Genomic DNA, 14,858 nt, shown 5'->3' with positions numbered 1-14,858 from the left:
AAAGCGCCGTGCCACGATTGGAAGGAGACATCAGCATGCGCCGTACCAAGGCCGAGGCAGAAGAGACGCGTCAGGCGATCCTTGCCGCTGCCGAGCGTGTGTTCTTCAAAAAGGGTGTGGCCAATGCCTCGCTGGACGAGGTAGCGGTTGCGGCCGGCGTCACGCGCGGGGCGATATACTGGCATTTTTCCAGCAAGACCGACCTTTTTATCGGCCTTTACAAATCGGTGGCGTTGCCCGAATCGGATCTGCTCGATTTCGGTGATCCTGATCTGAAGGGGTTGACCTTGCTGGCCAAGATCGAAGAGGCGGCCTGCAAGTGGCTGGCGCTTCTGGCGCAGGACGAACAACGCCAGCGCATCATGACCATCAGCCTGCGTACCAGCTATTCAGACGAGTTCGCGCCTGTCCTGCATGCGCAGGAGGAACTGGACCGCTACCACAAGGATCGGCTGGAAGCGGCTTTCGAGCGGGCGCAGGCGGAAGGTGCCTTCAACGACAACTGGACAGCGGAATCGGCGCTCGGGGCGCTCTACTGGCTGCTGAAAGGCATCTGTTCCGACTGGCTGCTGTTCGGCAAGCGCTTCGATCTTGCAAAAGAGGGTGGCGAGGCCGTGCATAGCCTGATGAAAGGTTTCAGGCGCGCCGCAAATCCCTGATCCGATCCGCCATCAGGCCAGGAAGCCCCCTTCAAATTTCAGTGTATTCTAAAAGACGAGCGAAATTTGCTTTACGTACCTCAAAACGGACGTTAGCTTCTTCTCAGAGCTTTGGGAGGAGTTCGCTTATGGTCAAATCAGGAAAAATCGAGGGGCAAAAACCGTTCGTTCTCACCGGCTGTCGGTGACGGCGGATGGATTCTGCTGACGAAACTTCAGACCCCGTTCTTATCCGGACGGTTAGGCTGTCGAAATCCTTCGGGCCGGTTCAGGTTCTGAAGGATATCGAGATAGCGGTGCGCGCCAGCGAGGTGCACGCCATCATCGGCGAAAACGGCGCCGGCAAATCGACGCTGATGAAGCTGCTGGCCGGCAATGAGAAGCCGACGGGCGGCGAAATCCTCATCGATGGCGCAGCCGTTACGCTTGGCGGACCGGTGGATGCCGAACATCGCGGCATCGTTCTCGTGCATCAGGAAATATTGCTGGCGCCTGATCTGACGGTGGCGCAGAACATTTATCTCGGCCGCGAATTGCATAGAGGTCCTGTTATGGACGACCGCGCCATGCGCGATGGTGCGCGCAGGGCCGTCGGCGATCTCGGCGGCACGATCAATCCCGACGCCATCGTCGGCAGCCTGTCGATTGCCCAAAGGCAGCTGGTGCAGATCGCCCGCGTTCTGCTGGTGCCGCATCGCGTAGTGATTTTCGATGAGCCGACCGCGAGCCTCACACCCATCGAGACCGATGCGCTGCTCAACGTCATCCGCGACATCAGGGCGAAGGGCGTGGCCGTGCTTTATATTTCGCACCGCCTGCCTGAAGTGAAGGAGATCGCCGACCGTGTGACGGTGCTGCGCGACGGCAGGCTGGTCGCCTCGCATCCGGCCTCCGCGCTGGAGCCGGCCGATATGGCGCGGCTGATGGTGGGGCGGGATGTGGCGAAGCTCTATCCCGACCGCAATGCCGGCGGTGAGCGGGAACCGGTTCTTGAGGTGGAGCACTTTAACGTTCCCGGTTATGCGCAGGATGCCGGTTTCCGCCTGCGCAAGGGCGAAATTCTCGGTTTCGCCGGTCTGGTCGGGGCGGGCCGGACGGAGCTGATGGAGGGCGTGCTGGGCCTGCGGGCCGGGCGGGGAACGGTGCGCCATCTCGGGCGTGCGGTGCATTTTGCCAAGGCCGAAGACAGCCTGAAGGCGGGCATCGTTTATTTAAGCGAAGATCGCAAGGGCAAGGGACTGCTGCTCACCAAGGATTTGCGGGTCAATCTGACGCTTGCTTCGCTGAAGAAATTCAGCCGGCTGTTCCAGATCGATACCCGCCGCGAGACGGCGGCGCTTGATGATGCAGTGCGCGATTTCGATATCCGCACCGGCCGCAAGGATCTGCTGGCGGGCCAGCTTTCCGGCGGCAACCAGCAGAAGCTGTTGCTGGCCAAGATGATGCTGCTCGATCCGTCCATCGTCATCATCGACGAGCCGACGCGCGGCATCGATATCGGCACCAAGCAGCAGATTTACCGCTTCATCGCCGGGCTTGCGGAGGAGGGACGCTCGATCATCGTCGTTTCCTCGGAAATGCCCGAGCTGATTGGCATTTGCGACCGCATTCTGGTGATGCGTGCCGGCCGGATCGTCGGTGAGGTGACGGGTGAGCGTATGACTGAAAACGACATCGTGGCGCTGGCGACCGGTGTTCACACGCAGGAACCCGCCTGAGGCTGCGGGTTTCGAAAGAGTTGGCCTGAAGAAAAGACAATTGAGGGGAAATATGACCGAGGCCGCAACTGACACCGGCAAGACGCCGAAGACCTCGAAGGACTGGGATCTGCGCGCCGTCGCGCCGTTCGTGGCGCTGGCCCTGCTTCTGGTTCTCGGCACCATCGCCAATCCCAATTTCATCGGAATCGACAATCTGCTGAATGTCGTCACCCGCAGCGCCTTCATCGCCATCATCGCGCTGGGCGCAACCTATGTCATCACGTCAGGCGGGCTCGATCTTTCGGTCGGGGCCATGGTGGCATTCGTCGCCAGCCTGATGATCCTGTTCATGAACAGCGGCGTCATCGCCAGCCCGCTTCTGATGCTGCTGGCCGCCATGGCGCTGGCGCTCGCCATCGGTGCGGCCTGCGGGCTGGCCAACGGCCTTATCACCACCATCGGCCGCATCGAGCCCTTCATCGCCACGCTCGGCACCATGGGCATCTATCGCGGCTTGACCACCTGGCTGTCGCAGGGTGGTGCGATCACGCTGCGCAACCCGGAAATCCAGACGCTCTATCGCCCGGTCTATTTCGGCAATGTCTTGGGCGTGCCGGTTCCGATCATCGTCATCTTCGTCACCGCTGCCATCGCCGCCTTCGTGCTTTATCGCACCCGATATGGCCGACATCTGACAGCGGTGGGGTCCAGCGAGGATGTGGCGCGTTATTCCGGTATTTCGGTCGCCCGGGTCCGTACCATCGCCTATGTCGTGCAGGGGCTCTGCGTTGCGGTGGCGGTGCTGCTTTATGTACCGCGTCTCGCCTCCACCTCGGCCACCACGGGCATGTTGTGGGAGTTGCAGGCCATCACCGCCGTTGTTGTCGGCGGCACGGCGCTGCGCGGCGGGGTGGGGCGCATCTGGGGCACGATCTGCGGCGCCTTCATTCTGGAGATCGTCGGCAACATCATGATCCTGTCGAACTTCGTCAGCGAATATCTGATCGGCGCCATTCAGGGGGCCATCATCATCATCGCCATGCTGGTGCAGCGCTCGCTCAGCCGCAGGTGACGTATCACGCCGCGCCAGTGGGGCAGGTGCGGTTGAAGGAGGAACGCCCCGGTCTTGGGAGGAAAGAGACTATGCGTAGAAAATTCATCGGCGTGGCCTTCGCCGCGTTTGCTGCTGTGCTGGCCGGCTCGGCCCATGCACAGGACAAGAAGGTAACGATCGGCGTATCCATTCCGGCAGCCGACCACGGCTGGACGGCGGGCGTCGTCTACCATGCCGAGCGGGTGGCAAAACTTCTAATGAAGGAGCATCCGGGCCTCAACGTCATCGTCAAGACCTCGCCGGATGCTGCCAATCAGGCCAACGCGCTTCAGGACCTTGCCGTGCAGGGGTTGGACGCGCTGGTGGTGCTGCCGTCGGATCCCGATCCGCTGGTCAACGCGATCAAGGAGATCAAGGACAAGGGCACCTTCGTCGCGCTGGTGGACCGTGCGCCGAGCGTCAACGACAATTCCATCCGCGATCTCTATGTTGCCGGCAACAACCCGGCGCTTGGCCAAGTGGCGGGCGAATACATCAAGAAGACCACGCCGGATGCCGAAGTCGTGGTCATTCGCGGTCTGCCGATCCCGATCGACCAGCAGCGTCAGGATGGTTTCGACAAGGGTATCGCCGGCTCCAACGTCAAGGTTCTCGACCGCCAATACGGCAACTGGAACCGCGACGACGCCTTCCGCGTGATGCAGGACTATCTGACCAAATACAAGAAGATCGACGTGGTCTGGTGCCAGGATGACGACATGGCGATCGGCGTGCTGGAGGCGATCCAGCAGGCGAAACGTACCGATATCCAGTATATCGTTGCGGGTGCCGGTTCCAAGGACATGATCAAGAAGGTCATGGACGGCGACAAGCTGGTGCCGGTTGACGTGCTTTACCCGCCGGCGATGGTGGCGACCGCCATGCAACTGACGGCCGGGCATTTTTACGATCAGGTGCCGGTTGCAGGCAATTATATTCTCGACGCGACCCTGATCACCAAGGACAATGCCGAGCAGTTCTACTTCCCGGATTCGCCGTTCTGATCTGATCGTCAGCTAAAACCGACGCCCGCCGCAAGGCGGGCGTTTCATTTGGTGGCTCACCCGTTCTTCTTGAACCACGCCGAAAGATAATCCACGAAGCTGCGCACCTTGGCCGGCAGGTAACGGCGATGCGGATAGACCGCATAAATGCCCCTGTCCTTGGAAATATACTCGTCGAACAGCGTTACCAGTTCGCCGGACTGGATATAGGGCCGGGCGATGAAGTCAGGCACCATGGCGATGCCAAGGCCGGCGCGGGCGGCGCGCAGCGTCGCCTGTGGGCTGTTGACCTCGATTGGCCCGCTGATAGTTACCGAATTAGAGCCGCCATCCGGCTCCAGATATCGCACCGTATTGTGAAAGCGGGTATTGGTGTCGATGATGAAGGGAACACGGGAGAAATCCTGCGGCCCGTCGAGCGGCCCGTGCTGGGCCACGAAATCCGCCGTCGCCACCGCATAGACCCGGAAATCGGAAAGCTTGCGGGCGATGAGGCCCGAATCTTCCAGCCGGGTGATCCGGACCGCAAGATCGAAACCTTCCTCGATCAGATCGACAAACCGGTCCTCGGCGACGATTTCCAGCGACAGTTCCGGATTTTCCTTGGCGAAATCGATCAGGCTCTGGCCGACATCGGCGTCGATGAAGGTACGCGGAACCGAAATTCTGAGCTTGCCCTTCAGATCGGCATTTTTCTCGCGCACCAGATCGGCGAGGTTGTCGATCTCCTTCAAAATGTCGGAAGCGGTGCGATAATAGGTGTGTCCCGCCTCTGTCATCGAGAATTGCCTGGTAGTGCGGTTGAGGAGCAGCGCGCCGAGATCATCCTCCAGTTCCCGCACATATTTGGACAGAAGCGCCTTGGAACGCCCGGTCTTGCGCGCGGCGGCGGAAAAACCCTCTGCCTCGACAACATCGATAAAGGCGCGGATGCGGGTGAGCGTGTCCATGAAAATCCTCCGGTTCGTTCCATATAATTGAACGCTGGAGGGTGACTGTTCAACCCGTAAAATGGCTGCCGAAAAAATCCGCTAAATGGTGAAAAAAACCTCTTGATTATGACTGCGAATATTCTTATCTCCCGTGCTGCCCAAAGTCGCACGTGCCCATGTGTGTCCGCCGAGTCCTCGATGTGGTGAGGATTTAGGTAAGGTACCTGGAACTAACCCCTCCAGTCGCTATTCCGGCCAACCGGGAAATGCGAGGACATATGAAGCAACGACGGTGCGGGCCTTTCTGGTTCTCTGCCGGCTTTCCATCAGCCGGGGTACTGAAGAGGCACACCATCATTGCCTGAAGTGCGGTCGGGTCAATCCCTCCAATCGATGGCAGACAAAGCCGAATGATGCTCTGGCAGGGCATCGTTCATATTCACGCCTTGAGCGTATGCTATCGATTCTGCGCCTCCACCGGCTGATTCGAATGCATATCTCGAGCGTCCTTTGTCCTCCGGATTTTTCCGGAGTCGGTTTTATAGGGAATATATCGATGACGACTGCACGCATTCTCGACTTCATCAAGACCCGACGTCCCGAAGGCCCTTGCCTTGTGGTTGATCTCGACGTCGTGCGCGACAATTTCAACGCGTTCCGGCATTCCCTGCCGAACAGCGCGATCTATTATGCCGTCAAGGCAAACCCGGCTCCGGAAATCCTGAAGCTGCTTGCTGGCCTCGGCTCCAACTTCGATTGCGCCTCCGTGGCTGAAATCCAGATGGCGCTCGATGCCGGTGCGACTTCCGACCGCATCTCCTACGGCAATACCATCAAGAAGGAACGCGATGTCGCCCGCGCTTACGCGCTCGGCATTGATCTCTTCGCTGTGGACAGCCATGAGGAAGTCGAGAAGGTTGCCCGTGCCGCTCCCGGCGCGCGTGTGTTCTGCCGCGTGCTGACGGATGGCGAAGGCGCCGAATGGCCGCTGTCGCGCAAGTTCGGCTGCGTGCCGCAGATGGCTGTCGACGTTCTGGTCTATGCCCATCAGCTGGGTCTGGAATCCTACGGCGTTTCCTTCCATGTCGGTTCGCAGATGATGAATCTCGACGCATGGGATGCAGCACTTGCCGATGCCAAGCGCGTCTTTGCGTCGCTTGCCAAGCAGGGCATCCACCTGCAGATGGTCAATATGGGCGGTGGTTTCCCGACCAAGTACCTGCGCGACGTTCCTGCTGCCGAAGAATACGGCCAGGCGATCGACTCGGCGCTGCGCAAGCACTTCGGCAACCAGATCCCGAAGACGATCATCGAGCCGGGCCGCGGCATGGTGGGCAATGCGGGCGTCATCAAGGCGGAAGTCGTTCTTGTCTCGAAGAAATCCGACAACGACAACCACCGCTGGGTGTTCCTCGACATCGGCAAGTTCGGCGGTCTCGCCGAGACGATGGACGAGGCTATCCGTTACCCGATCCGCACGACACGCGATCAGGACGAGATGTTGCCCTGCGTTCTGGCCGGCCCGACCTGCGACAGCGCCGACGTGCTGTATGAAAAGAACATGTACCCGTTGCCGGTCTCGCTGACCATCGGCGACGAAGTTCTGATCGAAGGCACGGGCGCTTACACGACCACCTATTCGGCGGTCGCGTTCAATGGCTTCGAGCCGCTGAAGTCCTACGTCATCTGATCCGAACGCCGCCCGCTGAACAGGGCGGCGTCTCGACCAAGCTTCCGTTCCGGCTCTGCCGATTGTGCTGTTGCGCAAATCCCTGCTTGCTGCTCCTCTTCCAGCCGAGGAAAGCGTGTCGGCGGGCCGGAACGGTTTCACCATTTTTCATCAAGGGCCGCGTGTGGGCGGTTGTGTGACGGGAGGCCAAGGATGGCCGCTCTTTTGAATTCGGTACGGGCATTTTTCACGCCGCAGACATTTCATGTCGATCAGGAAAATCCGGGCGATGTCGTCGCCCGTGAGAACCTGCTGGACCGCGCCATGGGCGCTGGCCGCCGCCGCAAATCTTCCGAAAAGCTGCGCGCCGGCCGCGTTCCGGCCGAAGGCCTGGCGCTGGTTGCCCGCGACGAGGACGGCCATGTCATCGCCACGGTGCGCCTGTGGAATGTCGAAGCCGGCATTTCGCGCGAAGGCCGCGCCGTCGAAGCGCTGCTGCTCGGCCCGCTGGCCGTCGATGCCGCCCATGAGGGCAAGGGCATCGGTTCGGCGCTGATGCGTGCGGCAATCGCCGAAGCCACCAGACGCGGCCACGGCGCCATCCTTCTGGTCGGTGACGCGCCCTATTATGAGCGTTTCGGTTTCTTCGCCAACAAGGCGCAGCACCTGATCATGCCCGGCCCGTTCGAGCGCAGCCGCTTCCTGGCGCTGGAGCTGAAAGCCGGCTGGCTGGAAGGCGCTGCCGGTCTCTTGGTCGCAAACGGCCGCAGGCTCTCGGCCTGAGGCGAGCCCCGCTGCTAATATCAAACCCCGGCTCAACGTCGGGGTTTATTCTTTCTACCATATGATCTGTGCAGACGACCTTTCCCCCGCCGACATTTTTCCGAACATCTCTTGCCTGTGACGATTTGCGGGTATATACCCGAGACAAATGTCAAACGATAGCTGCCACTGCATTCTGTTGCGCAAAGCATCCCGCAAGGTCTCGTCCTATTATGACGAGGCGCTGGCACCGCTTGGCGTCAATATTGGCCAGTTCAGCCTGTTGCGGAATATCAACCGTACTGCGCCGGTGTCGCTGACGGATCTCGCCGCGCGGGTGGAGCTGGATCGCTCTACCGTCGGCCGCAATACCAAGGTGCTGGCGCGCATGGGCCTTGTGGCGATCGGCCATGGCGAAGACCAGCGGGAGGCGATGCTGACCGTGACGGCGGAGGGGCAGGCGATCCTGAAGACGGGCGCGCCGCTCTGGGACGGGGTGCAGGATGAGATCGAGGCCCGGCTGGGGCCGGAAAAGACCGCGCAATTGCAGGAACTGCTCGCAGCCCTGTAATTTTTTGATCATGAAGCGGGTATCTACCCACAAAATCGGGCATATACCCGGAATATCCGGCCACTGGCCGCTGGAAAGGGATTTTGAACATGCTCTCCACACGCCTTGCCGGATGGATGGCCGGCAGAAACCTGCATTATGGCTGGGTTGTCGCCGCCACCACCTTTCTGACCATGCTGGCCACCGCCGGCGCCATGGGGTCTGCGGGGGTGATGATCCAGCCGCTGCATCGGGAATTCGGCTGGGATATCGCCGATATTTCCACCGCCATGGCCGTGCGGCTGGTGCTTTTTGGCCTGCTCGGACCTTTCGCCGCCGCCTTCATGAACCATTTCGGCGTCCGGCAGGTGGTTTCAACGGCGCTCGCGCTGATCATGGGTGGCATCGTTGCCTCGTTCTTAATGACTGAGGTCTGGCAATTGCTGCTGCTGTGGGGCGTGGTGATCGGCGTCGGCACCGGCATGACGGCGCTGGTGCTGGGCGCGACGGTGGCGTCGCGCTGGTTTTCCAAACGTCGCGGACTGGTGATCGGCCTGATGACGGCGAGTAATGCCACCGGTCAGCTGGTGTTCCTGCCGCTTTTGGCGGCGCTGACGGAGGCTTATGGCTGGCGAACCGCCCTGACGCTGACCGTTGCGGTGATCGCGGCGGCCATGGTCCTCGTGCTTTTGCTGATGCGTGACCATCCCGCCGATGTCGGCCTGCCGGCCTATGGCGAGACCGTGGTGGCGCACCCGCCGAAACAGGACCACAAGTTTCTTGCAACGCTGGTCTCGCCGATTTTGACCCTGAAAAGTGTCTCCGGCAACCCGGTCTTCTGGGTGTTGTTTGGCACCTTCTTCGTCTGCGGGCTGTCCACCAACGGCCTGATCCAGACCCACTGGATTTCGATCTGCGGTGATTTCGGCATGGCGGCGATCACGGCCGCAGGCACGCTGGCGGTGATCGGCATTTTCGATTTCTTCGGCACGATCTTTGCCGGCTGGCTTTCCGACCGTTTCGACAATCGTTTCCTGCTGTTCTGGTTCTACGGTCTGCGCGGCCTGTCTCTGCTTTATCTCTCGTTTTCCGGGTTCAGCGTCGTGGAGCTTTCGGTCTTCGCCGTATTCTACGGGCTGGACTGGGTGGCGACCGTGCCGCCGACGGTGAAACTGGCCGCCGAGAATTTCGGCCGAGAAAAGGCCGGGCTGGTGTTCGGCTGGGTGTTTGCCGGCCATCAGCTGGGGGCCGCCACTGCCGCCTTCGGTGCCGGGTTCCTCAAGAGCGACTTCGACACCTATATGCCGGCGCTGCAGATCGCCGGGCTGATGTGTATGATTGCGGCTGTCTCGGTGCTGTTGCTCAGAAAGCCGGGCGCTGCCAACCTTGCGCCGCAGGCCGCATAATCGATACCCATCAACAAAGTTCACATTGAACGGGCGGTGGATGATTTTCCGCCGCCACCTCTTTTCGCCCAATCACTTGCGGCAAAATTGCTCCCCGCTTTTCCCCGCCGTCGCTTTCGGCCGCATCATGGTGCCCGCAACCGGAACGGAAGGATGATACGCGCGGCGTCCTTCGCGAACCGGTGGCCGGCATCGACAAGCATGGTTCTGGCAGACCATGTTTCGGAAAGGCGCCCTGCAATGCCAGAGGCGGGGAGGGCCGATCCGATAGATGCCGTGAAAATGCCTTCAGCGACACGGGCCGGCATTACGGTCGGCAAGACGCGGTCCGGCAAATGCAAGACTTCCCCCCACTCCCATCCCATCCGCATTTGCCGGACCGACGCTTCGCCCCGCTGCCTTGCCGCTGCGGCGAATTCCTGTGGGCAAAGCGCTTTGGACTTGTTAACTGCGCAGCCTGAAACGTTGTAGATTCCTCTGGCCCCGCTGTACCTCTTCGCCGACATGGTCTAAACCGCTGTCATCTTTTCACGCTCGATGGATATGAGAAGGCCTCTCCGATGATCGATCCCAAAGCGCTTGCAGCCCGTTTTCCCGGTGATTTCCTGTTCGGCGTCGCAACCGCCTCCTTCCAGATCGAAGGCTCCACCAAGGTGGATGGCCGCAAGCCCTCCATCTGGGATGCCTTCTGCAACATGCCGGGTCATGTCTTCGAGCGGCACAATGGCGATATCGCCTGCGATCACTATAATCGCTGGGAAGACGATCTCGATCTCATCAAGGAGATGGGTGTCGAGGCCTATCGTTTCTCCATCGCCTGGCCGCGCATCATCCCTGATGGTTTCGGGCCGATCAACGAAAAGGGGCTGGATTTTTACGATCGCCTCGTCGATGGCTGCAAGGCGCGCGGCATCAAGACCTATGCGACGCTTTACCATTGGGATCTGCCGCTGACACTGATGGGCGACGGCGGCTGGGCATCGCGCTCCACCGCCCATGCCTTCCAGCGTTACGCCAAGACCGTCATGGCCCGCCTCGGCGACCGGCTGGATGCGGTGGCAACCTTCAACGAACCCTGGTGCGCCGTCTGGCTGAGCCATCTCTACGGTGTCCATGCGCCGGGAGAGCGCAACATGGAGGCGGCCCTTGCCGCCATGCACCACATCAACCTCGCCCATGGTTTCGGCGTCGAGGCATCGCGCCATGTCGCGCCGAAGGTGCCGGTCGGGCTGGTGCTGAACGCCCATTCCGTCATCCCGGCATCCGACAGCAAGGCCGATCTGAAAGCCGCCGAGCGGGCATTCCAGTTCCACAATGGCGCGTTTTTCGATCCGGTCTTCAAGGGTGAATATCCGGCGCAGATGATGGAAGCGCTGGGCGACCGCATACCTGTCGTGGAGGCGGAAGACCTGGCGATCATCAGCCAGAAGCTCGACTGGTGGGGCCTGAATTATTACACGCCGATGCGTGTTGCCGACGATGCGACGCCGGGCGCGGAATTCCCGGCCACCACACCGGCCCCGGCGGTCAGCGACGTCAAGACCGATATCGGCTGGGAGGTTTATGCGCCGGCGCTCAAATCGCTGGTGGAGGACCTCTACAAGCGTTACGACTTGCCGGATTGCTACATCACCGAAAACGGCGCCTGCTATAATACGGGTATCGAAAATGGTGAGGTGAGCGACCAGCCGCGTCTCGATTATTACGCCGAACATCTCGGCATCGTCGCCGATCTCATCAAGGACGGCTACCCGATGCGCGGTTATTTCGCCTGGAGCCTGATGGATAATTTCGAATGGGCCGAGGGCTATCGCATGCGCTTCGGCCTCGTGCATGTGGATTACGGCACACAGGTGCGGACGCTGAAGAACAGCGGGAAGTGGTACAGCGCGCTGGCGTCGGGGTTTCCGAAGGGCAACCATGGTGTGGTGAAGGGGTGAGGCTACGCCTCAGGACACTGGCCTCTCGCCATCGTCAGCCTTCGAACAATGCGCGCTCCTCATCCCTGTGCTTGTCACAGGGATCCAGCCAGCCCAAGTCCTTGGGCTGAGGGGAGTCTTTCCGCCACGCGGATGCGTGTCGGCTGGATTCCTGTGACAAGCACAGGAATGAGGGTGGGAGACCGGCTGATGCGTGAATTCACCCTCGGCTCCTGACGGGCGAGGGCACGAAGCCTATCCGCAATAAACTCTGTCTCCTTATTATCAGTTTTCCAAACTTTCTTATCGGTTACCTGGCGGTGCCTGCTTGTGCCCGCCAACCCGTCCCTTATGTCAGGCAAGCTACGAAGCGTAGCGCCCGTTCTGCCGCCCAAGGGGCAGTGCGGGCTGGTCCTCCCAAGGGAAAACGAACATGCTTATCGAAAAACTCAACTGGCGTTATGCCACCAAGAAAATGGACCCTTCCAGGACGGTGTCCGAAGACAAGGTCGAGCGCATCCTCGAGGCGGCGCGGCTGGCGCCAACCTCCAGCGGCCTGCAGCCTTTCGAGGTGATCGTCGTTACCGATCCTGAAGTTCGTGCGAAAATCCGCGAGATCGCCTGGAACCAGGCGCAGGTTACCGATGGCTCGCATCTGCTGGTGTTTGCGGCGTGGGACAACTACACGCAAGAGCGGATCAACCATATGTTCGATCTGGTCAATGAAGAACGCGGCATCAAGAATGAAGGCTGGGAAGCCTATCGCCAGATGCTGCTTACCACCTATCCGCAGCGCGACGAGCAGGTGAATTTCGAACATGCCGCCCGTCAGGCCTATATCGGTTTCGGCATGGCGGTGGCGCAGGCGGCTTTCGAGGGCGTTGATTCCACCCCGATGGAAGGTTTCGACCCGGCCAAGCTGGACGAGATTCTCGGCCTTCGTGAAAAGGGCCTGCGCTCCGTCACCATGCTGCCGCTCGGCTACCGCCAGCCCGATGGCGACTGGCTGGTGAACCTGAAAAAGGTGCGCCGCCCGCTCGAGGAATTCACCAGCCGCGTGTGATTTTCATATCGCTACGAAATCTTGACTGCCGCAGGGCCGCCGAGGTGGCTTTGCGGTAGATTTTTTCTCTCTTTTCAGATAATTGAAAAAACATCCCTGTTAAAAGATGGCGCCTGCGGGCAAGTATGTGCCATCGAATTGCCGATCCCCGGCATTTCTGAGTGAAAGCCTGACGAAATGACCCGGAAAATCAGCTGTCATCGAATGTGCCCCTAGGCTGCATGAAGAGAGCGGTCTCGTACCGCAGCAGGATTTTTTGAGACCCGATCCGTCACGCGTTTTCCCAGAGTTTACAATGAATTTTCCATCATCCGCGGCACCGCCCGCGACCCGGCCACAGGCGGCCCCGGAGCGGGCGGTCAACGACCCGATGGTCACGTTTGAAGGCGTGACCAAGACATTCGGCGGCGCCGATGGCAAGCCCGGCTTTGCAGCCCTTGCCGGTGTCGATTACGTCGTGCCGAAAGGCTCGATCACCGGCATCATCGGCCGCTCCGGTGCCGGCAAGTCGACGCTCATCCGTCTGGCCAACGGTCTTGAAAAACCCTCGTCCGGCCGTGTGGTCGTCGATGGCGTCGATGTCGCGGCACTCGATGAGAAGAACCTGCGCACGCTGCGCCGTTCCGTCGGCATGATCTTCCAGCACTTCAATCTCCTGTCGTCGCGCACTGCTTTCGACAATGTGGCGCTGCCGCTCGAAATTGCCGGTCTGGGCAAGAAGGAGATCGAGACCCGCGTTGCACCGCTGCTCGATCTCGTCGGCCTTTCGGACAAGGCGAGGCGTTATCCGGCCGAACTTTCCGGCGGCCAGAAGCAGCGTGTCGGCATTGCCCGCGCGCTTGCCACCCAGCCGAAGCTGCTTTTGTCTGACGAGGCGACCTCGGCGCTCGATCCCGAGACGACCCAGTCCATTCTCGAACTCCTCAAGCGCATCAATGCCGAACTGGGCCTCACCGTGCTGCTCATCACCCACGAAATGGAAGTGGTGAAGACCATCGCCTCACAGGTAGCTGTCATTGACAGGGGCCTGATCGTTGAAGAAGGCACGACCTTCGATATCTTCACTGCGCCGAAACACGAGACGACCCGCAGCCTGCTGTCGTCCTCGGTCGGCGTGAAGCTGCCGCACTGGGTCACTTCGGGTCTCAAGCCGCAGGCGACGGACGGCGACCGCGTTCTGGTGCGTCTGGTCTTCTTCGGCGAGACGGCGTTTCAGCCGCTGACCGCCCGTCTGGTCGCTGAAATCGGCCCTGACGTGAACATTCTCGCCGGCACCATCGAGGAAATTTCCGGTGAGCCTTTCGGCTCGCTGGTGGTCTCCTATCCGGCCACGGCGGAAATCACCGCCCGCGCCGGTCGCTTTTATGCGGAAACCGGTCTTCACACGGAGGTGCTCGGTTATGTCGCCTGATATGCTGTTCAACCTTCTATTGAAGGGCCTGTTGCAGACACTGCATATGGTCGCGGTCGCCGGCATCGTCGGCTCCATCATCGGCGTGCCGATGGGCGTTTTCCTCGCTACCAGCGGCAAGGGTGAACTGTTTCCAGCACCTATGACCAACCGCATCCTCGGCCTCATCGTCAATGCGGCGCGCTCCACACCCTTCATCATTCTTGTCGTGGCGATCATTCCGTTCACCCGGCTGGTGGCCGGCACGTCGATTGGCACCAGTGCAGCCATCGTGCCGCTGACGGTCGCGACCGTGCCCTTCATTGCAAGGCTGGTGGAAGCGGCAATCCGCGAGGTGGACAAGGGTCTCATCGAGGCTGCCCGCGCCATGGGCGCCACCCCGCTGCAGATCGTCACCAAGGTTCTGCTCGCCGAAGCCAAGCCCGGCATCACGCTGGCGCTCACGCTCACGCTGGTCAGCCTCATCGGTTATTCGGCCATGGTCGGCGCGGTCGGCGGCGGTGGGCTGGGCGATCTCGGCATTCGTTATGGTTACCAGCGCTTCATGCCTGACGTGATGCTGGTGGTGGTTCTGGTGCTCATCGTGCTGGTGCAGCTGGTGCAGAGCGCCGGCGACCGGCTGGCGCGCAGCTTCGACAAGCGGACCCGCAAGAATTAACTGCGTTTATAATAACAACCCAAGGAGACACC

The 14,858-nt window shown here is 60.7% G+C and carries 13 protein-coding genes; 12 read left to right on the top strand and 1 reads right to left on the bottom strand.

Annotated features, from left to right (window positions below):
* The first annotated feature begins 35 nt into the window (after positions 1-35).
* From JZX89_RS20660 to JZX89_RS20645, 4 genes are all read left to right on the top strand, one after another.
* Positions 36-659, top strand: a complete 624-nt coding sequence (locus JZX89_RS20660) for a TetR family transcriptional regulator (RefSeq protein ID WP_149899065.1) — start codon at positions 36-38, stop codon at positions 657-659.
* Positions 660-853: 194 nt separating this feature from the next.
* A complete protein-coding gene (locus JZX89_RS20655; RefSeq protein ID WP_207135220.1) occupies positions 854-2,377 on the top strand; it encodes a sugar ABC transporter ATP-binding protein in 1,524 nt (507 codons plus the stop codon).
* A gap of 52 nt (positions 2,378-2,429) precedes the next feature.
* Positions 2,430-3,431: an ABC transporter permease gene (locus JZX89_RS20650; RefSeq protein ID WP_207135219.1), complete on the top strand. Its 1,002-nt coding sequence runs from the start codon at positions 2,430-2,432 to the stop codon at positions 3,429-3,431.
* A 71-nt stretch (positions 3,432-3,502) separates the two neighbouring features.
* Positions 3,503-4,456, top strand: coding sequence for a substrate-binding domain-containing protein (locus JZX89_RS20645; protein WP_149899062.1), 954 nt, complete (start codon positions 3,503-3,505; stop codon positions 4,454-4,456).
* Between the two features lie 56 nt (positions 4,457-4,512).
* Here the strand turns inward: JZX89_RS20645 and JZX89_RS20640 are convergent, their stop codons facing one another.
* Entirely contained in the window at positions 4,513-5,406 is an 894-nt protein-coding gene (locus tag JZX89_RS20640; RefSeq protein WP_207135218.1) for a LysR family transcriptional regulator, read from the bottom strand.
* Between the two features lie 538 nt (positions 5,407-5,944).
* On the opposite strand from JZX89_RS20640, the gene odc2 reads away from it, so the two are divergent.
* The 8 genes from odc2 (at position 5,945) to JZX89_RS20600 (ending at position 14,826) form a co-directional block, all read left to right on the top strand.
* Positions 5,945-7,078, top strand: a complete 1,134-nt coding sequence (gene odc2, locus JZX89_RS20635) for an ornithine/lysine decarboxylase (protein ID WP_149899060.1) — start codon at positions 5,945-5,947, stop codon at positions 7,076-7,078.
* A gap of 192 nt (positions 7,079-7,270) precedes the next feature.
* A complete protein-coding gene (locus JZX89_RS20630) occupies positions 7,271-7,840 on the top strand; it encodes a GNAT family N-acetyltransferase (RefSeq protein WP_142842794.1) in 570 nt (189 codons plus the stop codon).
* Positions 7,841-7,988: 148 nt separating this feature from the next.
* Complete coding sequence (locus JZX89_RS20625) at positions 7,989-8,390, top strand: MarR family winged helix-turn-helix transcriptional regulator (protein ID WP_207135217.1); 402 nt, start codon at positions 7,989-7,991, stop codon at positions 8,388-8,390.
* An 89-nt stretch (positions 8,391-8,479) separates the two neighbouring features.
* Positions 8,480-9,775 carry an MFS transporter gene (locus tag JZX89_RS20620; RefSeq protein ID WP_207135216.1) on the top strand — a complete coding sequence of 432 codons (1,296 nt, stop codon included), beginning with the start codon at positions 8,480-8,482 and terminating at the stop codon, positions 9,773-9,775.
* Positions 9,776-10,335: 560 nt separating this feature from the next.
* Complete coding sequence (locus tag JZX89_RS20615) at positions 10,336-11,715, top strand: GH1 family beta-glucosidase (protein ID WP_207135215.1); 1,380 nt, start codon at positions 10,336-10,338, stop codon at positions 11,713-11,715.
* Between the two features lie 412 nt (positions 11,716-12,127).
* Positions 12,128-12,757 carry an NAD(P)H-dependent oxidoreductase gene (locus JZX89_RS20610; protein ID WP_174374858.1) on the top strand — a complete coding sequence of 210 codons (630 nt, stop codon included), beginning with the start codon at positions 12,128-12,130 and terminating at the stop codon, positions 12,755-12,757.
* Positions 12,758-13,127: 370 nt separating this feature from the next.
* The gene (locus JZX89_RS20605; protein ID WP_369809588.1) at positions 13,128-14,168 is read left to right on the top strand and encodes a methionine ABC transporter ATP-binding protein; all 1,041 of its coding nucleotides are present in this window, start codon (positions 13,128-13,130) and stop codon (positions 14,166-14,168) included.
* Positions 14,158-14,826: a methionine ABC transporter permease gene (locus JZX89_RS20600; protein WP_149899054.1), complete on the top strand. Its 669-nt coding sequence runs from the start codon at positions 14,158-14,160 to the stop codon at positions 14,824-14,826. The genes JZX89_RS20605 and JZX89_RS20600 overlap by 11 nt, the downstream gene beginning before the upstream one ends.
* The last annotated feature ends 32 nt before the right edge of the window (positions 14,827-14,858 follow it).

Source organism: Agrobacterium burrii (genome assembly GCF_017313405.1).
GTDB lineage: Bacteria > Pseudomonadota > Alphaproteobacteria > Rhizobiales > Rhizobiaceae > Agrobacterium > Agrobacterium burrii.
Note: the sequence above shows the minus strand (reverse complement) of the source record. Positions and strands in the feature narration are given on the sequence as shown.